We start from the raw sequence: 22,706 nt of genomic DNA, 5'->3' as shown, positions 1-22,706 counted from the left end.
ATATTACCCAGGCAAATAAATATCCCGGCTTTCTCGTGGGTGAACTATCCCTGAAAAAGAGAAGGTTTGAGAGAAACCCGGTTTCTGTGATGAAATTTCTGACACTTCGCCTATTACTGGCGGGGGCCATCAATCGCATCTCTAGTCGGTGCAACACCTCCAGGGCCAAAGGAACTCGGCGGCACTCTCGGAAGATTGAGATTGGGATTGGGAACTAAATCGCCGTTGCTGTCGCCAGCAGTTCCACCCGTGGGAGACGCACTATTATTGGGAGTGGTATAAGGCGCACTTCCCGGATTGAGATTATTCTGATTGGTATTCGGCGAAGTTCCCGGATTGGCATTATTGGGAGTAATATAGGGCGAACTTCCCGGATTGAGATTATTGGGGTTGGTACTCGGTGAACTTCCCGGATTCTGATTATTCTGATTGGTATTGGGCGAAGTTCCGGGATTCTGATTATTCTGATTGGTATTGGGCGAAGTTCCGGGATTCTGATTGGTATTGGGCGAAGTTCCGGGATTCTGATTATTCTGATTGGTATTGGGCGAAGTTCCCGGATTCTGATTATTCTGATTGTTGGGATTTGCCGTGCCTGTTGGAGTAGTTATCGGCGTGCCGGAAGCATCTCTGGTGATGGCGTTGGGGTTCGGGGGAGCAGGCGGAGCACCTCCATTGGTGTTATTTCCAGGAGCATTGGCGGGGTTGCCCGCAACCGGAGCAGTGTTTTTGGGAGCAGCATTGCTGCCACACAAGCTGACTAAATCAAAAGTTGTGCCGCCTCGAGTTTCGATGAAGCAAACCGGCACATTTACTTCGGGGTTGGAGGCTCTGGGAAAATCGGCTGTTCCCGGCATGGGACGGCTAAAGGCAGCTTCCGCCATCAGTGGGGTCAAGGCCGCCGATAGAGCGGCGATTGTTCGCAATAATCTCATCAGCGTTTCCTCAAAGGTTGAAGTTCATTTTCTCCAGTATTGCCTATAAATTGGCAAGTGTCCTCACTCTAAAAGCCGATCGATCTTTTTGACAACTGCTTCTACAGGGCCACCGCTGGCTAAAACATCTCACGCAGACAGAAAGGACAGGTAGAAAAAGCCGATAAGCTAATCCGCCTTTAAATTGCATGGTCAAATAAATTTTCACTTTTGTGAGGTGGGCATCCTGCCAGCCCTCAAAATACAATTTAAATGCAGAACAGCTTAGTGATACATTCGCACCTCCTTTTCCCTTCTTCCTTAATATTTTTAGTACCGAATTCGCGGGTCAATGTAAGCGTTCAAAATATCAATTACAATGCTGGCAATTACGACTATTCCTGCAAAAAATACCACAATACCTTGAACAGTTGGATAATCCCGCAAGCTAATCGCTTCGTAAAGGCGATTTGCCAACCCCGGCCAAGAAAAAGTAACCTCTGTTAAAATAGCACCGCCCAACAGTGCAGCAAAAGTCAATCCTAATACAGTAATTACTGGAATCAGCGCATTTTTCAGAGCGTGAGCCCATAAAATCTGGAATTCGGGAATGCCTCTAGCTCTAGCTGCTTCGACATAATCGGCTTGCAAAGTTTGCTTGAGATTCACTCTGACAATGCGCTCGAAAATGCCGCTCAAAAGAATCCCCAACGTCAAACTCGGAAGTGCCAAATAATGCAAAGATGTGAGAAACTGACCAGGGTTAGCGCTCAGGAGACTGTCAATCGTGTATAGTCCTGTGTAGCCTTGGGGGGCGGGAAATGTGACGGGAAAGCGAGTTCCCAAAGGAAACCATCCCAACTGCACTGCGAAAATCAACTGCAAAACCATGCCGGCCCAAAAAGCGGGCAGCGAGTAAGTGATAATGCCAAACAAACGGCCTGCAGCATCGAAAATAGTGTTGGGGCGAGATGCTGCCAGGGAACCGATACTGATGCCGACAATTAAAGCTATGGCCATGCTACAAACTGCTAATTCCACTGTAGCGGGGAAATAATCTCCGATAATTTGCCACACGGTTTGTCCGCGAGTGGTGATGGAGGTTCCCAAGTCGAAGCTCAACAAGTCTTTCATGTATTTGAGATATTGCTGCCACAAGGGTGCGTCGAGGCCGAGTTGAGTTCGCATTGCTTCTTTGGCGGCTGCGGGAGCTCGTGAGCCGAGAATGGCATCTATGGGGTCGCCCGGAGTGGCCCGCAACAATAAAAATACTGCTGTGGTGATTGTCCACAACATTAGCGGTGCGAGGAGTAAGCGGAGAAAAATATAAGATTGCAGGGCTTTGGAACGAGACATAATATTTGGGAATTGCCAATTGCGAAGTCATTAGTCATTAATCCGATGTTGAAGGCATCAGGCAGATGGAAGGTAGAAGCTAGAAGAAACAGATATTTTATATCTGCGACTTCCGTGCCGCGAATCAGGGGAATTGGGAATTGCAAATAGACAGTTGAGTTGATTGTTGCGAAAAAGTCGATCGACTTTTTCGCAATTGGCGATTTTCCTATTCGCCCAGCAGCGATTCAAATGCAGCTTGCAAAGACTTGATATCGCCTACTCTGGCTACTAACAAGTTTTCGCTGCCGGCATCCTCCAGCCTGTGCTTCCAATACAGGATGCTATCGGAGTTGTTCATCCAGAAACTAATCACGGTGTCTACAACTCGATCGACATCCCAGCCGCGGTTAGGAGAAACTGTCTCCACGGATGCCACAAACGCATCAAGAGTACACTTCCAGTTTCCCAAGTATTCTACACCCGACGGCTCCTGTTGTTTCAGCAATTCCTGCTGCTGGTTAAAAAATGTTAAAGTTGGAGATACGCCCAGGATTTCAAATGTATAGTTCATGTCATCCTCCAGAAGTATTATTTTGCCAAAAGATCCATCGTCCAAAAAAGCCAAAAACGCTTTACTTTGCTGGCGTTGATGAAATGCAGGTGCTTCAATTATCCTCTTTGTAGTCGATGGCTTACGCCCCGCTACGCTACGGGAGTTTGGCGGCTTATCTTATTAATAGCAAATTTTTCAACAAGGGATTGTCACCTAATTTACATTTGTCCTGGCACTGTAGAAAAAATCAAAATCAAATTTTTATTAAGCAGGTGTAAGGGGGGCTATCCGCACCGGGAGAAAGTGAGCCCATTTTAGATTAAAAATTTTAGATTAAAGAATTGAATAATTGGGAATGACTGATCACAACCAGGGTGGGGAACACGAGCCTAAAGTTGATTTTTTTTTACCGATGTGACTTTTTGACTGCGAGTGTCCGATCGCGCTCGCCACATTCAGGCAAGTAGTGACATGATTAATATTACAAGTTTTTACAGTATCGGTGGAAACCTCAGCTCAGTTTTGAGTGGCCGATCACCGCACTTCACTCTTGCTGGGCGACTTGGTAACTTATATCTAGGGCATCTTTTAAACGACAAACGATAGGCAAACCCGGTAGGTGTCACAATATTGATGTTATTGAAAAGTCTGAGTAGTTGTGTGATGAAAAGCTCGCCCAAGATGTCACTGAGCCTAGTTTTGTTGATACCGCTGGTGGTGCAAATCTCCGTAGCAGTCGGCGTGACTGGATGGCTGTCGTTTCGCAACGGCCAGAAAGCCGTCAATGACCTTGCTACGAGGTTAAGCTTGGAAGTTGCAGCGAGAACTAAAGAAAATTTCCGCAGTTTTGGGGATGTGTCTCATTTATTCCTGCAAATGAATACTGCTGCGATCGCCTCTGGAAACTTAGACCCGGAAGACTTCCCCAACTTAGAGCGCTATTTTTGGAACCAGACCAAGCTGAGCGATCGAAATACAACCATCTACTACGGCGACGAACAGGGCAGATTCCTGTTGCTCAAGCGAGAAGCAGAACACTTAGTATACATCAGAGATGAATCAACCGCTCCAAACCGCCAAATTTATCGCCTAGATAGCCAAGGAAATCGCACTGAGCTAATCAAAACCGTCCCCTATGACCCCCGTACTAGACCTTGGTACAAAGCTGCCAAACAGTCAGGCAAAGCCACTTGGTCTCCCATCTACCCCTTCGCAGCCTCGCCAGTTCTGGGGATTACGCCGGTGATGCCTATTTACAATGAAACAGGAAACCTGCGGGGGGTATTGGCAATTGACCTGACTCTTTCTCAAATCAGCGATTTTCTTAAAAGCATCAAAATTAGCCCGTCAGGACAAGTTTTTGCGATCGAACGCAGCGGGGAAATAGTCGCCAGTTCCACAGACGAATTGCCCTTTGTCACCGACAAAGACGGACAAAAACGGCTGTTGGCGACACAAAGCAAAAATTTGCTAATTCGATCGGCCTCCACATACTTGCAAAAACGATTTGGTAGTTTTGAAAAAATTAACAGCAAAGGACAGTTTACCTTCGAGATAGACGGCAAACGTCAATTTATTACTGTTGCTCCCCTGCAAGACGGCCGTGGCCTCGATTGGCTGATTGTAGTCGCAATCCCGGAAGCAGACTTTATGGAGCAAATTAACGCCAACACTCGCACAACTATCTTATTGTGCTTTTTTGCCTTCGTACTGGCGATCGCACTCGGAATTTTCACCTCTCGCTGGGTTGTCAAACCGATTACCCGATTGTTGCAAGCTTCCAAAGCTTTAACAAAAATGTCCGAATCATCCGACTTCACCTCCGCAGAAATAGACGGCGAAGTTGAAGTTCAAGGAGTCAAAGAACTCGGTCTCCTAGCTCAGTCTTTCAACCACATGGCAAAACAATTGCGATCGTCTTTTGTTGCCCTAGAACAAACCAACTCTAGTTTAGAACAGCGAGTAGCAGAGCGGACTGCCGAACTCGAAGCCGCAGAAGCAGAATTGCGGGCTTTGTTTGCAGCCATGAACGAATTAATTATAGTTGTGGACTCCACTGGTCGCTATTTAAAAATCGCGCCCACAAATCTTTCTCTACTCTACAAACCAGCCGAAGAATTAGTGGGCAAAACACTCGGAGAGGTGTTTCCTCAAGCTACAGCCGACAATTTTCTCAACCACATCCGAGCAGCTTTAGATACTCAGCAAACTGTCAGCATCGAGTACGATTTAACCATTGACGACCGCCAAGTTTGTTTTGCCGCCAGCATTTCACCGCTTTCAGAAGAATCTGTCATTGTAGTAGCCCGCGACATTACTGAACAGAAGCGAGCCGAATCGGTGCGACGCCAAAGGCAAAAACAATTGCTCAAACAAAATACGGTTTTGGTAGAATTAGCAAGAAATAAAGCACTTTATCGAGGCGATTTAAAAGTAGCTTTGAGGCAAATCACCGAAGCAGCCACTCATACCCTACAGACAGAAAAAGCTGGCGTGTGGCTGTATGATGAGAGTCGATCGAAACTGCAATGTCTCGACCAATTTAGCCGCAGCAACCACCAGCATTCCCAAGGTAAGGAAGTCGCAGCAGCAGACTATCCAGCTTATTTTCAAGCTTTGGAAGAACACCGGACGATCGCAGCCGAGGACGCTCTCTCAGATATTAGAACTAGAGAATTTGCCGCAACTTACTTTGCACAAATGGGTACTACATCAACCTTAGATGCGCCGGTGCGGCTGGGAGGACAAACAGTCGGAGTTATCTGTATCGAACAAGTGGGAACTACTCGCAACTGGACATTAGAAGAACAAAATTTTGCTGCTTCCCTGGCAGATTTGGTATCATTGGCGATCGAAGCCAGCGAGCGCGATCGTACACAAATCGCTTTGCGTCAAGCAGAACAAAAATATCGCAGCATCTTTGAAAATGCCGTCGAAGGGATTTTTCAAAGAACCCCCGAAGGCCACTTCTTGAGCGTAAATCCAGCTTTAGCCCGCATCTACGGCTACGCCACTCCCGAAGAATTGACATCAAATCTCACAAACATCAGACAGCAAGCTTACGTCAATCCTCAGCAGGGCGACAAGTTTATGCGAGTGATGGAAGAATTCGGAGAAATTTCGGGGTTTGAGTCAGAAGTTTACCGCGTTGACGGCAAGGTAATTTGGATTTCCGAAAGCGCGCGTGCAGTCTGCGACGCCGACGGCAAGGTACTCTACTATGAAGGCAGTGTCGAGGATATTAGCGATCGCAAAGTCTTTGAATCCGCCTTGCAGCTCGCCCTAGAAGCAGCCGAAGCCGCTTCCACCGCAAAAAGCGCATTTTTAGCAAACATGAGCCACGAACTGCGAACACCTCTGAATGCGATCATCGGCTACAGCGAAATGCTCCAAGAAGAAACCACAGAATTGGGTTACGATGAACTCACCCCAGATTTAGACAAAATTCGCACTTCCGGCAGACACTTGCTATCGCTAATTAACGACATTCTCGACATTTCTAAAATCGAAGCCGGCCGCATGGATCTTTACTTAGAAACCTTCGACATCGCCGCCTTGATTGAAGAAGTAGCATCTACCGCCGTGCCACTAATAGAGAAAAATGGCAACACTCTCAACTTGCACCAAATTAGCAATATCGGCACTATGCACGGTGACATTACGAAAGTGCAGCAGATTTTATTAAATTTGCTGAGCAATGCCGCCAAATTCACTCAAAACGGTACAATTACCCTCACAGCCAGCCGAGAAAAAATTGCGGGCGACAGCAGCGAATCAAAACAAGAAAACTCTTCTGAACCGACAGCGGATTCTCAATCTTCAATGGGTAGCAAAGAATTTTTAGTTGTTAATTGTACAGATACAGGAATTGGGATGACTCCCGACCAGTTGCAGCACATTTTCCAACCCTTTACCCAAGCAGACGCTTCCACCACGCGCAAGTACGGCGGCACCGGTTTGGGACTAGCAATCAGCCAGCGTTTTTGCCTCATGATGGGTGGCAATATTTCAGTAAAAAGTCAGGAGGGTGTTGGTTCTACTTTTACCATCCGCTTACCTGTTAATCCGCCAAATTACGGTGCATAACGGTTACACTGGCTCGGACTGGGAACTAGAAATTACTAACTCCCAATTATATCAAATCCGTTAGCATCGGAATAGTAAATTCGAGTTCACTGTCAACTGTCAACAGTCAACCGTCAACAGTCAACATCATTCCGGTGTAACCGGAAATGAGATTACCTTTGAATACTTCTGGGATCGAGAGCATCCCGCAACCCATCCCCCAATAAATTAAACGCCAAAACAGTCAAAATAATCAGTATCGCCGGAGGCCAAACCAACCAAGGCTGCAACACTAAAATTGAAGCATTAGTAGACAGGGATAGTAAATTTCCCCAAGAAGGATCGGGTTGTTGAATTCCCAAGCCAATTAAACTCAAAACCGACTCCGCCACAATAAAACCCGGAACCGCCAAAGTAGCAGAAATAATTACATAAGTTGCAGTTTGTGGCAAAACGTGGCGGACAATAATATAAATTGGATTGCCACCCATTGCCCGCGCCGCTTGCACAAATTCTCGTTGTTTAATTGAGAGAACTTGGCCGCGAATCACCCGGGCTAAACTCGCCCAACTGATAAATGAAGTAATCAGCACAATCAATATAAATCGCTGAGCACTTGTCAATCCAGGGGGCAATACTGCTGCTAGCGCTACTAATAAATAAAGACCGGGAATTGTCATTAATACTTCGGCGAAACGCATTAAAATACTATCAATCCAACTGCCGAAATAACCAGATATGCCTCCGATTAACAATCCCAAGGGAAAAGAAATGGCTATTCCTACTAAACCGATGCTGAGGCTAATTCTGCTGCCTTGTACTAAACGACTGAATTGATCGCGAGCTTGTTCATCCGTGCCTAAAAGATTAATTTTGCCTTCTCCTGTAGTGCCAAACAGATGCCTGTCGAAAGGCAAAAATCCTAAAAATTTATAGGGGGAACCTTTGACAAACAAACCGAGAACAGAGGGTTTTTGCCAGTCCACAATTACCTCGCGAGCGCCCGTATTAGCATCCACTGGGCCCTGAGTAGTTGGATAAACGTGGGGCCCGATAAATCGCCCGTCTTGGGTGGCTAAATAAATCTGAGTCGGTGGCAGCAATGAACCGTTTAATTGAGAGTCATAGGGGTCATAAGGTGCCACAAATTCGGCAAAAAGTGCGACTGTATAAAAAATTAACAGTAGCATGGCTCCCAACCGAGCTAGAGGATTTTTTCTAAGATTTTGCCACCAGTTCATAAGTTTTTAGGTTTGAGATTTTAAGTGGGTTAGTAATACAGACTAAAGTTCTTAAAGTTCTTTGTAGAGACTTTAGTCTGTTCTTAATGGACTCAGCAGGCAAAAGTTAATTCCTAACTTATAAAAGTTTTCATAATTGAATTACTTAGCTACAAAAATTAGACTACTTTTGCTCATCGGCGACCAAGATTATTCTACTTTCCTCTTCTGGTATTTTCCCCAATTCCTCGCCGCTAAAAGGATTGTAGAAAAACGAGCCTGTTTGGGGTGGCAATTTGGGATTTAGTACAACTTCTACTATACTTTTTACAACCCCAGTGAGCGGAATTGCTAGGATAACTCCCAACAATCCTCCCACTCTACCTCCTAAAAGCAAAGCTGTGAAAATAATTACCGGGCTCAATCCGGTGAGATTGCCCATAATTCGGGGAGCTACTAAATTATCCTTGATTTGCTGGAGACCGATCGCCACTACCAACACTTGCAGCGCCAGCCACCAATCAATAAAGGCTACAATTATACTAACAGTGCCAATTCCCAAAGTTGCTCCAATAAACGGAATTATTTCCGTCAATCCTATAAACACGGCAAACAACAGAAAAAACGGAACTTGCAGCCACCAAAAAGCCAGAGTTAGCGAGGTGGCCATAAATAGTCCCAGCAATAACTGTCCCGATACAAATCGCTGGAGGTTTCGCTGCAAAGTCTCTGTTAAAACATAGCGAATGTCTGGGGAAAAAATGCTGGTCAAACCCTGCCACACTCTTTGCCCGTCTAGGAGCATATAAAAGGAAATCACCACAATAAAAATCAAGTCCAAAAACCAGTTGACAGTACCGACAACTAAGCCTAAACTCGTACCTGCGATCGCCTGCACTTGCTCCTGTACTTTCGCTGATAACTGCTGCTCCAATATTTGTACGTTAAACGGCAAATTGCGCTCCGCACTCCATGCTTGAAATTCAGCTAGCTGCAGTCGCCCCGACTCCAGCAAATCCGGGAACCTCACCCCCAACTGTCTCGCTTGGCTGAACACGGGTGGCACAATAGTTAAACCGATTACTACTACTACCACACCTGCTGTTAAATAAACCAGCCCCGCGGCTACTCCCCGAGGCAAAAATACTTGGAGTCTAATTACTGCATAGTTTAATAAAAATGCAATGAGTCCCGCTGTTACTAAAATGCTGACCAGTTCCCCAACATAACTGACAGCAGTCAGGGTAAACCATCCCGTCACTAGCATTAGTAGCCAAGTAATTAGAAACTGTTGGACGGGAGAAAAGATGCTATTCATTGTGATTTTTTTTAAATAAAGTGGCACAATTTTCTCAGCAGATGTGCCGTATTATACAATAAACACATGAGAGTATAGGTTAGGAATAATCAGTTCAAGATTAGACTGACTTTTCTCAGCATTGATAGATAGGTGACGGCCAAGCCAGTTGGGGAGAGACAATGCTAGCCCGATCGCCCCCACGATCGCAAATCACCCTAATATTCAGTATGCCCCAGAGGCCGATCAAATTAAAAGTCGATCGTACAAACTCGGATCAATTCGCCATTGTAAGGTGAAAGGGCACCACACTCACCCAAAAGCGGCACGCGGGACTGCTGAGGCCATCCGCTAAAATGAATCAAATATAAAAACTGCAATCTTTCTTTACAATAAAAAAAACCAAAGGCTAATAGCGGGGAGAGGAACTACCCTGACTAATCAAGTTTTTTCAGAAGCAGAAGAAAAGCAACCCGTTCCCCCCGTGCAGAGCGGGCGCGACAGGAACTTAGCAGTGGATGTAACTGAAAGTGAAGTCTCACAAAACTCTCGCTGGCAATTCTCCGCTGAGGAAGATGAACGAGAAGTTGCGCTGTAAGTTCCAGAAATGGAGGGGGAACAAGTTTGGGAACCAGAAGCAACTGAAGTTGGGCCCGGCAAACAAATCAGGTGGCTGGCCTTGTTGGCGGGCGCAATATTCATTTTTTTGACTCACAGTCAACAGTCAACAGTCAACAGTCAACAGTCAACAGTCAACAGTCAACAGTCAACAGTCAACAATCATGGGATATCTGTTCGTAGCGACAACCTCACGGTAAACGTTGCTCCTTGTCCCTCACCCGAACTTGTTGCACTAACCGTACCGCCGTGGAGTTCTACTAAATGACGGACGATCGAGAGTCCTAGCCCCAATCCACCGTCTCTGCGAGTGTAGCTACTATCCGCCTGACGGAAGCGATCGAACACATAGGGCAGAAAATCAGGGTGAATGCCTTTACCAGTATCGCTAATTTGGATTTGAGCCATGCCATCAATGCAGTCTAATGCGATGTCAATTTTGCCTCCGGCTGGGGTGAATTTAATCGCGTTTGAAAGTAGATTCCACACTACCTGTTGTAAACGGTTTGGATCGCCCAATACGTTTAGTGTTAAAGGAGTTAGCCTGGATTCCACTTGAATATTTTTGGCTTCTGCTGCCAAACTAACCACCTCGATCGCATTTTTAACCAGTGGATTCAGCTCAATTTCAGAAGCATTGAGCCGAAACTGACCTGTAGTAATCCGCGAAACGTCTAATATGTCATCGATGAGCTGGTTTTGTGCTTTGGCGGCGCGCTCGATCGTTTTTAGCGCTTCCTGTGTTTTAGCCTCGTCAAATTTTTTCAGGCGCAGCAACTGTGCCCAGCCAATCATCGCATTGAGCGGCGTCCGCAGTTCGTGAGAGAGGACGGACAAAAACTCATCTTTGATGCGGTTGGCGTCCTCAGCAGCCGCACGAGCCAATTGTTCTTGAATCCGAAGGCTGCGTTCTGTCTCAAACTGTTTTTGCTCGGTGATATCTTCGATCGCCACCAGAATCATCTGTGTATCGCCCATCGGAGGCATTTTGCGGGCATTGAGCCGCATTATTTTATGCCCGATATGCTCAAAGTCATGCTCGACCTCAAAATCTTTAAACTCGGTTTTTCCTGCCAGAATTTCTTCTAGGAGCGATCGCAACTTGGGAATATTCCACTGTCTGTTACCGATATCGAAGATCGAGTGTTGCTCAGTGTGGATCGGCATCACCTGAAACGTCTCGTAGAAAGAACGGTTGGCGGTGATCGCCCGTAGGTTTAGATCCAGCACTAGCAAAGGTTCCCGCACGGTTTCTACGATCGTTTCGGCGTAGTTTTTCGCTTCCGTCAACTGCTGGGCGCTGACTTTGAGCTCGTGGATATCCACCAACATCACCACAGCCCCATCAATCTTGTGGTCGATCGTCCGATACGGTCGAATATGCAGATCATACCAATGACCATCTCGATCTTCAACCTCCTGAACTTTCACATTGAGTGTGCGGATCACCTCTAAAATCATTGGCTCTAACTCCGGCACTATCAACTTGTGAGTGATGTCGCTCAAACAGCGCCCGACATCGCTAGAAATCAAGTTGAAGATGCTTTCGATTGCGGGAGTAAATCGGCGGATTCGCAAGTCGCCTCCCACCATCAGAATCGGAATATTGATGGTGCCGAGCAGATTCTGTAAATCGTTACTCACCTGAGTTGATTCAACATTTCGCCGCTGCAATTCGTCATTAATCGTGTTCAGTTCTTCATTGGTTGCCTGAATCTCTTCTTTTGCGGTTTCGAGTTCCTCATTTGTACTTTGCAACTCTTCGTTGTTCGACAAAATCTCCTCGTTGGCGGCTCTCAAATCTTGGTTAGCGGCTTGATGTTCTTGGACGATCGATTGCAGGTGGTCTTTTGTGATTTTGAGTTCTTCTTGCAGCCTCGCAATTTCCAAACTTTCACCCTCTAAAGTATCGGAGTTGACTTTACCATTGTTTGCAGCAGGCATTGCAGGGAGCGGTGGCTCGTCTTGAAACAAAACTAAAAAATAGTTTTTTGTCACAGCGCCTGTTGGGAATGGAATCACATTAATTTTGACCTGGCGGATGATCTCGTTTTCTCTAATTTGCAAGCCTTCGCGCACGCTCGGCAACTGCTGCTGGGAGGCCTGTTCAATTGCAGTGCGGAGTTCGACGCGCAATCCTTCTTTTGCCATTCTCAGCAAATTCAAGCTAGCCCTACCGGGAGACGGTTCTAGGTAGGCATTCGTCTGTCCTCGAAATTGCAGAATCTCCCTGGCTGTGTTAATCACGACACCGACAGGCGCATAGTGATTCAAAACAATGCGATCGGCCTGTTTCTCGATGTCGATTTCGTTTAAGGTTTCCGTCACCAGCGGTAGAGGATTGAGGATTGTCGCAGGATAGTTGCTAGCAGTTAAATCCATGCTGAGCCAATGCGACAGCAGTTTTTTAGTATAAATTTTGTTCTTTTTGTCTAATAGCGTAAACAATTCTGAAAAGTCACCAACCGTTTCCGAAGTGCCTAGCAGCAAAAAGCCCGCGGGCCGAAGCCCATAGTGGAAAATGGGCAGCAGCTTTTTCTGCAAAGGCGGGCCCAGATAGATCAGCACGTTCCGACAGGTGATCAAATCCATCCGGGAAAACGGCGGATCGCTGATCAGGTTTTGTCTAGCAAAGACGCAGAGTTCGCGCACCGACTGAGTGATTTGGTATCCGCCCTCGACTTGCACAAAGAACCGATGCAGGCGTTGGGGTGAAATATCCGCGACTTGGGCTGGCGTATAAAAGCCACGGCGGGCATAGGCGATCGCATTTTCGCTGATGTCTGTGGCATAAATCTGAATCGGCAGATCAGTAGCTCGATCTGCTAAAAACTCTAACAAGCAGATGGCGATCGAGTAAGCTTCTTCACCCGTTGAACAGCCGGCCCCCCAAATTCGGATCGGTATTTTCGACGATTTATCTTTAACGATTTCGGGAAAAACCTTGCTGCTTAAAGCCTCAAAGCTTTCGGGATCGCGGAAAAAGCTGGTGACATGAATGAAGACATCGTGATAAAGCGCCGTTACTTCTGTCGGGGTGTTTTTGAGATATTCGGCATAATCCTCGAACCGTTCCAGCTTGTACAGCAACATCCGTCGCTCCATCCGCCGCTTCAAGGTGGTTTGTTTGTAGTGAGTAAAATCAACTCCTGTAGCGGCGCGCAGCAAAGAGTATATTCTGGCGATCGCATCTTTAATGTCGATCGCATCTTCGCTGGTAGTCGATTCTGTCGCAGGTCGATCGGCAATGTAGGGATGACGGCCGATCTCTGCTATTTTCTCGGCAATTTTTTCCGGTGTCAAGATAAAGTCTACCTGACCCGTAGCCACCGCAGTGTTCGGCATACTGCTGACTTGTGCCGATCGTTCACATTGGGCAAAAGTAATACCGCCTGCAGCCTTAATCGCTTTTAACCCTTGGGCACCATCCCCGTCGCCCCCGGACAAAACGACGCCGATGGCTTGGTTCCCGCGTTCTGCAGCGAGGGAAACCAGAAAAGTATCGACGGACATAAACACCCCGTGTGTGCTACCGCGAGGCGTTAGCTTCAGCACCCCTTGATCGATGGTCATGCTGACATTCGGGGGGATCACGTAGACCTGATTTGGTGCTATTTGCATCCCAGATGCCACCTCATCCACGGGCATCTGGGTCGATCGACCCAAAATCTCACTCAACACACTGTCCTGAGTCGGCAACATATGCTGAATTATTACAAACGCCATGCCGGTATCGATCGGCAAATGCCTGAGTAATTGGTTAAAGGCTTCCAATCCACCTGCAGAGGCTCCTATTCCGACGACTGGAAATAACTCGTTTTGATTGTTCTGCTGCTTTCCTTCAGCTTTGATATCAGCTTTAGGTTGAGATTTCTGGTAATTCTTTTTATTAGTCATTTTTTATACCCCTATCTTGCGGTTTGAATTAATATTATGATGATAAATTTTTATTTTTATTATATATCTAATAAATATAATAAAGTCAAGGCTCAGGCATCTACCTGGGGATATATTGATTAGGCGCAATATGCGCGAGCAATTTTCAAATTATTATTATTATTATTATTATTATTATTGAGAGCTATGTTGCGTTGATAAAGAGGGAGAATTGTGAGGGTTGAAGTTCGTCAGAAATTCTACTAATTGTACTGTTGAAAGTAGAGCTATAGTAAATTTACCACATTCTGCGATCGTCGTCGTAGCACTTCTCTGAATGTTGACCGCCACAGAGTCCAGTTCTCCTAAATCCGCCCACTCATCAAGGAACTTCAAACCCGAATCTTTGCCGCCCTTCTCCAGCAGTGGGACTATGGAGAAGCTGCGGGGAAAGAAAACAGTACAATTAAGTAGATAAAGTCAAAAAAACAGCACACTCTACAAAACGGCAATTAATCTCATTTTGAGGAAGGTTGCTGCCAGCGCAAATGGGCTAGCGCCCCGTCAATGTAAACTATCTCTGGATGATTTTCTCAGTGTTTCATCACTGCTTGTTGGGCCATTTTTACCTTTTTAACCATTTTCAAGATATCGTCGTTCGGCTCTTGCCAATATTGCTCGAACTCAGCAATTACTTCCTAAACTTCTTCTGGTGTTGAAGCTTGAGGCTGTTAATTGGCAAACAAAATCTAATAACTGAATTTTTTTTAATCTTCCCAAAATCCGGCATTCCTTGCTAAAATTTTAAATAAAAGTAACCAAAATATATTTGAATTGGCTTAGGGAACTTAGGGAAATCCCAGCAGCGCTGCCAAGTTCGGATTCTCAAGACAGGCTGCGGGGGGTAACGGTTCAGAGAAAGTGCGATTCTGCGGTGGCGCTAGCGATGTTGGTGAGTAAAGTGAACGATGCGGAGTTGATGGTGCGCGATCGTTGGTGGCGATGGGATGGGGGCATAGTCAAACTGCGGACTCCATGGCTGCGCTGTTAAAAATGATGCAGTTCGATCGCGCGATCCGAAGCCGCTAAATCTTTGTCAATGTTCGGAACCGAGGCGATTGCTGATTTAGTGGCAGGTTTTGACCGCGATGACAATTGGCTCGTCCCCACAGTATCCTGGCTCCGTTGTGCGATCGGCGATCGCCCAAAATTGATTGTCAAAATGGTATACTCAAAATCAGAAAATAGTTGTACAATGTTTTTCTAGTCGTTTTTTACCGCTCGGCCTCCAAAGTCAAAGAAGGTGAAAACAAGTAAAAAACCCTAAGCGCGGGCGTAATTCAGTGGTAGAATGTCAGCTTCCCATGCTGAACGTCGTGGGTTCGAGTCCCACCGTCCGCTTTGACTGAATTTTCATAGAAGTATGAAAATTAATTAGTGCTATCTATTCAATCTATGGCTTCTTTCTTAACCGCTGCTTTATATAAGTTCGTTGAACTACCTGATTTTGCTGAGCTGAAAGCACCGCTACTCGATTGTTGCAACAACAACAACGTCAAAGGCACTATCTTGCTGGCCCAAGAAGGCATCAATGGCACCATTGCCGGCCCGTCCGAGGGCGTACACGCAGTGCTGGCATTCTTGCGTAGTGACCCGCGTTTTGCGGATATGGTACATAAGGAATCTTTCTCGGAAAAAGCACCTTTTTACCGCTTGAAAATACGCTTGAAGCGCGAAATCGTCACGATGGGGATACCCGAGATTAATCCCCCCCTGATGGCTGGCAAATATGTTAAGCCTGATGAGTGGAATAAACTGCTTGACGATCCTGATGTTGTCGTGGTTGATGTGCGTAACGACTTCGAGGTATCTATGGGTACTTTTGAAGGCGCTATTAATCCCAAAACAAAAAGCTTTTCTGAGTTACCTGAATGGGTGCTGCGGGAAACTGCTTTACGCAATAAACCCAAGGTGGCAATGTTTTGCACGGGTGGTATTCGCTGCGAGAAATCTACAGCTTTTTTGCGTACTCAAGGTTTTGAGGAAGTCTATCATCTCGAAGGCGGAATTTTAAAATATTTGGAAACGGTGCCGGAAGCAGAAAGTCGTTGGGAAGGTGAATGTTTTGTCTTTGATGAACGGGTTTCTGTTGGTCAGGGGTTAAAGCCTGGAAACTATGAACTTTGTCGCGGTTGTCGTCACCCGATTAGTCAGGAAGATAAGGCTTCTGAATTATTTGTACTTGGTGTGAGTTGTCCTCATTGTCATGACTCCAAAACTGAAACAAAAAAACAAGCCTTATCTGAACGTCAACGTCAGATTGAGCTTGCTAAGCGTCGCAACCAAGTACATATAGGCGCGCGCTACGATGGGAAGGAAAAAGTAGATGGTGCGATCGACTAATATTATTCACTAAGTTTAAAGCAACCCCGTTTCTACGAAAAATCTTGTTTGGCGACGAGAAATCTACGAAGAAACGGGGTTTCTGACCCGAAAAACCCGATCGTGCGATCGACTAATTATATGTCAGCAATATACCCGATTTTGTATTCCTTTCGCCGCTGTCCCTATGCTATGCGCGCGCGCTTGGCCCTGATGGTTAGCAATCGGATTTGTGAGTTACGGGAAGTTGTTTTGCGAGACAAACCACCAGAGATGTTAGAGGTATCTGCCAAAGGTACAGTACCAATATTGATTGATGTTGACGGGCGCGTACTGGATCAAAGTATCGATATCATGTTGTGGGCATTGAGACAACACGATCCTGAAAAATGGTTGATGCCCCAGCAAGGTTCTGTTACAGAAATGCTGGAACTAATCGCTCTATTTGATGATAAGTTTAAATATCATCTTGACCGTTATAAGTACCCGGATCGTTATCCCGGTGTTGATGCCCAAGTACATCGTTATGAGGGTTCTTTGTTCCTGGAAAAACTCAACTCACAGTTAAGCGCTACTAAATATTTATTTGGTAACAATGTAGCATTGGCTGATATGGCGATCGCACCTTTTGTTCGTCAATTCGCTCATACCGATAAAGCTTGGTTCAACGAACAGCCTTGGCCTCCGCTACAAGCTTGGTTAGCAGGGTTTACAGACTCAGAAATTTACGCTAGTGTTATGCAGAAATACGCGAAATGGGAATCAGGGAATGCAGGCGTTGTTTTTGGGCGATCGTAATTGTCCGCAATCAAGAGACAAGATTGCTTTCATGGGCTCTCACTTCTTAAAATTATCTGCGTTTATCTGTGTTAATCTGCCTGAAATCTGCGGTTGACGTATCAATCAAAGATTTATGTAAGAAGTCTAAGATGCAATGTTATTCTAGTCGCTCAGGCGTTACTGTAATCTAGTAAGTATTGTCAGGTTGTAATTATGATTGATGTTGGTTCGTTAGTGCGATCGCCCCGAAACGATTTGGGAGTCGGAAAAGTTGTCGAGGTATCGCGTACCGATGCCCTAATTGAATATTTTTGCTCAGTTAAAAACCGCATCCGCAAAACCATGCCCTTAAGTCTACTGCAAGAAGCTAGACTTCAGCGCCAAACCCGCTGCTACCTCTGGAGTAAAACTCAGGAAAGATGGATAATCGGCCGAGTTTATGACTGGGATGAAGATAAATTAGAGTACGAAATTGACCTCCCCGACAGCCAAAGTTTGCAAGCTGTCGAAAGCGAACTTTACGTTCGCTGCAATATCCCGATCGCCGATCCGATCGACATTTTAGCAGTCAAAGGCCAAGAAACGCCGTATTTTCACGATCGCCGATTGGCATTTGTTCAATCTGCGATCGAACAGCGGGCCGTCAGCCGCGGCATGACGGGTTTAATTTCTGCTAACATAGACCTCTATCCGCACCAAGTTGAAGTCGTCCGGCGCGTCCTAGAAGACCCAATCGTGCGCTATTTATTAGCCGACGAACCAGGACTGGGAAAAACAGTCGAAGCCGGGACAATTCTCCGCCAATTTCTACTCGATGAACCCAACGGACGTGCTGTGGTACTGGTTCCCAAATACCTGCTCGAACAGTGGCGCCAAGAGTTAGAAAATAAATTCTATTTGTCTCATTTTGCTGACAGAGTGCAGCTTGTTTCTGTTAGCGAAATCAATCAAATTAGCCGCAATGCCAACCTGGATTTTCTGATTGTGGATGAAGCGCATGATGTGGCGGCCATGGCCAATTCGAGCGATCGTACTCAGCAGCAGTCCTTTGAACTTTGTCAGAAACTAGCTCAGAAAAGCAAAAATGTATTGTTATTATCTGCAACGCCCGTTCTCGGCCACGAGCAAGATTTTCTAACGATGCTGCACTTGCTCGATCCCACAACTTACCGTCTGGATGACCTGGAAAGCTTCAAAGAACAGGTGCAAAATCGTCAAGAAATCGGCCGTGCTTTGCTAGATTTCCGAGAAAATGCCAAGCCTGCTGTTTTGCCAACAAAACTCGCTCAACTTCGCACTATTTTTGCCAAAGATGATTATTTAATCGGATTAGCAACAGAGTTAGAAAGTTGTTTGAAAACTAAAGAAACCGCAGAACAGGCTCGGCTTGTCCGAACTATTCGCACTCACGTTAGCGATACCTACCGCCTGCATCGTCGCATCCTTCGCAACCGCCGCGATGCGGTGGAAGATGTGATTTTCGATCGAGATGCTGTACCCAAAACTGAGTACGATCTGAATGATGAACAGTGGTCGCAAATTCAAACCGTATTCGATAAATGGCGCACAGTCGCTCCCAAGTCAAGCGAATATCAGAGAATTTTTCTGCTATTTTTCCGCGCTTCTGGTACTTGGCTGAATGTTTTAGAACGGGTTGTCAAAGCTCGTTTGCAGAAAAAATCGACTCCAGAACTCGATCGCGAATTTGGACAAAATGACACGGCAATTTTGACCAAAACGGAGCTGTTTCCCGAAGAAAGGGAAATGCTGGAAACCTTGCTCAACACCCTGGAAAAGCCCCAGGAAGGACTCGATCGACTGAGTTTGTTACGAATTGCCATTCTGCGATTTCTGGCAGTGGCTTTGAAGGTTCCGCGCGAGTATCACAGCAATCCTCGCGATTTGCTGTCGAGAATTCAACAGCAAATTAAACGGCCGATTCCGGGCGAACGTTTCCCGAAAATTGTGATTTTTACCAGTTTTACGGCAACTTGTAAAGAGATTGCGGAAAATTTAGCTAAAATCTTTGGTAAAAAGGCGATCGCTAGTCATGAAACAGGAAAATCTGCTGATGATGTTGAGGCTAGTCTCAACCGATTTAAGACTGAACCCCATTGTTTTATCTTAGTGTGCGATCGATCGGCGGAAGTAGGGGTAAATCTGCAATTGACAGATTGGTTAATTCACTTCGATTTGCCGTGGTTTCCCAACCAGTTAGAACAAAGACTCGGCAGAGTCGATCGCATTGGCAGCAAAATGGGAGTGCAATTTTGTTTGTTTGCAGGCCCAGATTTGGCAGAGAGTCCCCACGAAGCTTGGTTTCAAGTTTTAAAAGATGGGTTTGATATCTTCAACAAATCTATTGCCAGCCTTCAGTTTTATGCTGAGGAAAAAGTTGTTAAACTTGAAGAAAAGTTGTTTGCTGAGGGAGGCAAGGGCTTATCCAGCGAAATTGAAGCGATAAAAACTGAAATGGAACAAGAGAAAATCAAAATAGACGAACAGTACGTTCTCGATGAAATTGATACTCTTGATGACAGTGCATCTCAGTATTTTGAATCTCTCGACAACTGCGATGCTAAGCATAAAGAAATGCAGCGGGCTACTGAAGGTTGGTTGTGTCAAGCTCTCCACTTCAAACAAATTGAACATCCGAGTATATCGGGGTTGATGCGCTATAAACCTACTCAAAAAACGTTAATTCCCTCGAACGATTTGATGACCCGATTGGTTCCTTATTGTCAGCAATATGGCAGTTACAATCGCCGCATTGCTTATCAGAATGCGGACGTAGCTCTTTACCGAATTGGTGAGGGATTGATCGATGCACTTGGCTCTTATATTCGCTGGGACGATCGCGGTCAAGCTTTTGCCATGTGGCGGCATGATGAAAGTTGGGATGCTGGGGAAGGGATGGAGTGGTTCGGCTTTCAGTTTAATTATTCAATCCAGACTGATGTGCAGCCTGCTGACAAAGTTTTGCAGGCACAAAACATCGAAAATTACAATTTGAAAGCTTTGCAGCGACGCGCTGATGCTCTGTTTCTGCCAACTTTTGAAACTGTGTTTGTAGATGCTCGCAGTGAAGAAATGTCACTGGTGGAAGATGCGGAACTTCTGGCGATTTTACAGCGGGCTTATAAGGGGAAAGGCGGGCCGAATCGGGATTACAATTTGTCGAAAAATCGTACGTCGCTGATTGACAGTTTTGTCGATCCCCTAGAATGGGATGATTTTTGTCAAAAGGGGCGGGTGATATCGGAGGAATTGCTGCGCGGGCGATCGGCTTTTGTGGAAATGTGCGATCGATCTGCTGTCAGTGCAGCAATCCAACTCGAAAACCGGGTGAATCAATTGCAGTTGCGCTTGAATCGACTTTCTAAATCGGAACAAGCTTTAGCATCGGTTTTAGCGGATGAAATCAGTACAGAAAGTATGTTGAGTGAAGCGGTTTTAGCGGGAATTCGCCGCCCGCACATGACTCTTGAGTCTGTGGGATTCATTGTGATCTCTGGGCGTCCTCCTGTAAAGTCGGAGGATGAAGGATAATTGGTTTGGGAGGGCGATCGCTCTTTTTGACCCGATTCGGAAGCACAGGCGAGACGCCCGTGCCACGATGGACGGTTATGGATAAAAGGGCGATCGCTTTTTATTGAATCTAACTGTAAGAGTGAAAACAGCTTTAGGGTGGAAAGTAGCGATAAATATCTTTCCGGTGAAGAACTCTTGCAAAAGTAACTGTTTCGCCATCAAAATAAAAACCTATTCGATAGTCGCCAACCCGAAACCGATACGCATTATCATCGCCTTTCAATTTTTTTAAGTTAACTATTGTCTGTAAATCATTAATATTGGGAATTTCGCCAAAAGCAAATTCCTTGATTTGCTGAAAAACAGGCGTACTTTTAAGAGCTTTTAAATCCTTCACAAAACTGGGCAGATATTCTACTTTCATTCTGTTTCCAGTTCTGCAAGTGCTTGCCGTAAATTTAACGGCTTTTCATTTTTTACTTCGCCCATAGCCAACAGAAGTCCTCTATCTTCGATAGCTTCTAGGAAATACTGATAGTCGGTATAATCTAGAATGACTTGACTAATGTTGCCTTCGGCATCGAAGATCAATTCTTTGGCAAGCGGATAATCTTCTATCTTCATATACTTTTTTGTTGAGATGAGTTGGGAGGGAAGGATGGTTCTATTTTAACAGCGATTTTTTTTACAAGGTTTGATGATGGTCGAGCGGGATTTATTTGAACCGAATCCATCGCACAGGCGTGACGCCCGTGCCACAATGGAGGCGGATGGATGAAACGGAACTCGCACTTACGGGCTAAACCTCCTCAAAAATTGCGCCTCGCTGCTGTAGATTCACCTGCATCTCCTCATCCATTCCTGAATTGTTCCCGAATCGGGCTGACTCGACATTCGCACCGCTGAAATTAGTATTTGTTAAGTTCACTTCCAGCAGGTTTGCGCCATTCAAATTGGCACCGCTGAGATTAGCTAAAGCTAGACTTGCTTTATGCAAATCTGCACCGCTTAAATCAGCATTTCCTAAGAAAGCGCCGCTCAAATCTGCACCGCCGAATTTGGCATTTTGCAGGTTGGCGTCGCTGAAATCGGCATCGTTTAAGGTTGCACCCCGGAAATTTACCCGATCGAGATTTGCGCTGCTAAAATCCACTGCACTTAAAGTCGTTCCGCGCAAGGTGCTACCCGCGAAATCTAGTGCGGGATTGAGATTGGCGATTTTTGCCAACTCTACAAAGTTGTCGGTTTCAGCAGAGATAATGCGATCGACCATTTCCTGCAAGTGGGCTTCAGCTTCCGGGACAATTTCCACTTCGCGCGGTTCAACGGGAGGTAAATTGTAGGACAATAGCGCCCAACTGAGAGCAGGTTGGAGTTTATGTGTTTGCAGGTATATAGTCAGGATTCTTTCTAAAACCGAATGTTGATTTGGCGTGATTTCGTGCGGCCACAAACCCTCAGCATCTGTGAGATTAATATCTTCTTTAGAAACTTCAAAAGCCGCTGCTATCCGAAATTCTTTGGCAGCTAATTCTCCCAGCTTAACACTTTTTAGCAAACCTTTTAATACTGATTTGCCTTGTTCTACTGCAAAAATCCAAGCGGGGGTTGTATCATCGCTGATTGTGGAAACGTGACAAAATATGCTCTCTGTTTCCTTAATTTTTTCCGTATTCTCGCCGCCCTGAACTCCGCGCTGACTTTCGCTCACTAAAACTTTTGCACTGTTTTGAATGGGCAGGCTTTCTTCTATTGGCAAAAGCTGGAAAGAACCGACTAACTGACGCGATGCTACGGGTATTTCGCAGTTTTCTAGATAGAGTTTGAGCGTCCCGCCTTGCAGACCAAATTTGACGCGACCGCCGAGCAGGGGTTCCCAATGCTCGTTAAAATTCAGGCTCAAGTGAATGTCGAGCTGCTGGGTTTGGGGTGCAACCGATGATGGAACTGGAATTGCTTCTAATTGCATCCACAAGCAATCTGGGTATTTGTTGTGAGACTCTAGCGATCGCATATCGGGTAGAATTGCTGGCACTACCAGCCGGTAATTGATATTTAAATTAGTTTATCCTCTCTATTTTATCACAATACAGCTTTTTTGGGTGGGTAAAATTGTAAATTTTGTTTAATTT

15 protein-coding genes and 1 tRNA gene are annotated in these 22,706 nt (G+C 45.7%); 6 read left to right on the top strand and 10 right to left on the bottom strand.

The features are described from left to right. Positions 1-113 precede the first annotated feature (113 nt). From QT996_RS11470 to QT996_RS11460, 3 genes are all read right to left on the bottom strand, one after another. On the bottom strand, positions 114-935 hold the full coding sequence (locus tag QT996_RS11470) for a hypothetical protein (RefSeq protein ID WP_333046650.1): 822 nt from the start codon (positions 933-935) through the stop codon (positions 114-116). 309 nt (positions 936-1,244) lie between these two features. Continuing rightward, positions 1,245-2,270: an ABC transporter permease gene (locus QT996_RS11465; RefSeq protein WP_333046649.1), complete on the bottom strand. Its 1,026-nt coding sequence runs from the start codon at positions 2,268-2,270 to the stop codon at positions 1,245-1,247. A gap of 208 nt (positions 2,271-2,478) precedes the next feature. Then, complete coding sequence (locus QT996_RS11460) at positions 2,479-2,823, bottom strand: hypothetical protein (RefSeq protein WP_333046648.1); 345 nt, start codon at positions 2,821-2,823, stop codon at positions 2,479-2,481. Between the two features lie 645 nt (positions 2,824-3,468). On the opposite strand from QT996_RS11460, the gene QT996_RS11455 reads away from it, so the two are divergent. Continuing rightward, the gene (locus tag QT996_RS11455) at positions 3,469-6,891 is read left to right on the top strand and encodes a PAS domain S-box protein (protein WP_333046647.1); all 3,423 of its coding nucleotides are present in this window, start codon (positions 3,469-3,471) and stop codon (positions 6,889-6,891) included. A gap of 152 nt (positions 6,892-7,043) precedes the next feature. Here the strand turns inward: QT996_RS11455 and QT996_RS11450 are convergent, their stop codons facing one another. From QT996_RS11450 to QT996_RS11440, 3 genes are all read right to left on the bottom strand, one after another. Next, entirely contained in the window at positions 7,044-8,111 is a 1,068-nt protein-coding gene (locus QT996_RS11450) for an ABC transporter permease (protein ID WP_333046645.1), read from the bottom strand. 163 nt (positions 8,112-8,274) lie between these two features. Continuing rightward, a complete protein-coding gene (locus QT996_RS11445; RefSeq protein ID WP_333046644.1) occupies positions 8,275-9,408 on the bottom strand; it encodes an AI-2E family transporter in 1,134 nt (377 codons plus the stop codon). A gap of 759 nt (positions 9,409-10,167) precedes the next feature. Further along, the gene (locus tag QT996_RS11440) at positions 10,168-13,902 is read right to left on the bottom strand and encodes a chemotaxis protein CheB (protein ID WP_333046643.1); all 3,735 of its coding nucleotides are present in this window, start codon (positions 13,900-13,902) and stop codon (positions 10,168-10,170) included. An 808-nt stretch (positions 13,903-14,710) separates the two neighbouring features. Here QT996_RS11440 and QT996_RS11435 point away from each other — a divergent pair. After that, positions 14,711-14,932 (top strand): hypothetical protein, encoded by a 222-nt coding sequence (locus QT996_RS11435; protein WP_333046642.1) that lies wholly within the window; start codon positions 14,711-14,713, stop codon positions 14,930-14,932. Here QT996_RS11435 and QT996_RS11430 read toward each other — a convergent pair. Continuing rightward, positions 14,929-15,102, bottom strand: coding sequence for a hypothetical protein (locus tag QT996_RS11430; protein ID WP_333046641.1), 174 nt, complete (start codon positions 15,100-15,102; stop codon positions 14,929-14,931). The two genes, QT996_RS11435 and QT996_RS11430, sit on opposite strands and share 4 nt — an antisense overlap. A 108-nt stretch (positions 15,103-15,210) precedes the next feature. On the opposite strand from QT996_RS11430, the gene QT996_RS11425 reads away from it, so the two are divergent. From QT996_RS11425 to dpdE, 4 genes are all read left to right on the top strand, one after another. Further along, positions 15,211-15,282: transfer RNA gene (locus QT996_RS11425), tRNA-Gly, on the top strand. 36 nt (positions 15,283-15,318) lie between these two features. Continuing rightward, positions 15,319-16,284 carry an oxygen-dependent tRNA uridine(34) hydroxylase TrhO gene (gene trhO, locus QT996_RS11420; RefSeq protein ID WP_445304560.1) on the top strand — a complete coding sequence of 322 codons (966 nt, stop codon included), beginning with the start codon at positions 15,319-15,321 and terminating at the stop codon, positions 16,282-16,284. Positions 16,285-16,332: 48 nt separating this feature from the next. Then, positions 16,333-17,061, top strand: a complete 729-nt coding sequence (locus tag QT996_RS11415) for a glutathione S-transferase (RefSeq protein ID WP_333046640.1) — start codon at positions 16,333-16,335, stop codon at positions 17,059-17,061. 195 nt (positions 17,062-17,256) lie between these two features. Then, positions 17,257-20,592, top strand: a complete 3,336-nt coding sequence (gene dpdE, locus QT996_RS11410) for a protein DpdE (RefSeq protein ID WP_333046638.1) — start codon at positions 17,257-17,259, stop codon at positions 20,590-20,592. A gap of 133 nt (positions 20,593-20,725) precedes the next feature. On the opposite strand, the gene QT996_RS11405 is transcribed toward dpdE, so the two are convergent. From QT996_RS11405 to QT996_RS11395, 3 genes are all read right to left on the bottom strand, one after another. Beyond that, positions 20,726-20,998, bottom strand: coding sequence for a type II toxin-antitoxin system RelE/ParE family toxin (locus QT996_RS11405; RefSeq protein WP_333046637.1), 273 nt, complete (start codon positions 20,996-20,998; stop codon positions 20,726-20,728). Beyond that, complete coding sequence (locus tag QT996_RS11400; protein ID WP_333046636.1) at positions 20,995-21,198, bottom strand: hypothetical protein; 204 nt, start codon at positions 21,196-21,198, stop codon at positions 20,995-20,997. The genes QT996_RS11405 and QT996_RS11400 overlap by 4 nt, the downstream gene beginning before the upstream one ends. A 175-nt stretch (positions 21,199-21,373) precedes the next feature. Further along, on the bottom strand, positions 21,374-22,609 hold the full coding sequence (locus tag QT996_RS11395) for a pentapeptide repeat-containing protein (protein ID WP_333046634.1): 1,236 nt from the start codon (positions 22,607-22,609) through the stop codon (positions 21,374-21,376). Positions 22,610-22,706 lie beyond the last annotated feature (97 nt).

Origin of the sequence: Microcoleus sp. S13C4, from assembly GCF_036700865.1 — a bacterium.
Lineage (GTDB): Bacteria > Cyanobacteriota > Cyanobacteriia > Cyanobacteriales > Microcoleaceae > Microcoleus.
Note: the sequence above shows the minus strand (reverse complement) of the source record. Positions and strands in the feature narration are given on the sequence as shown.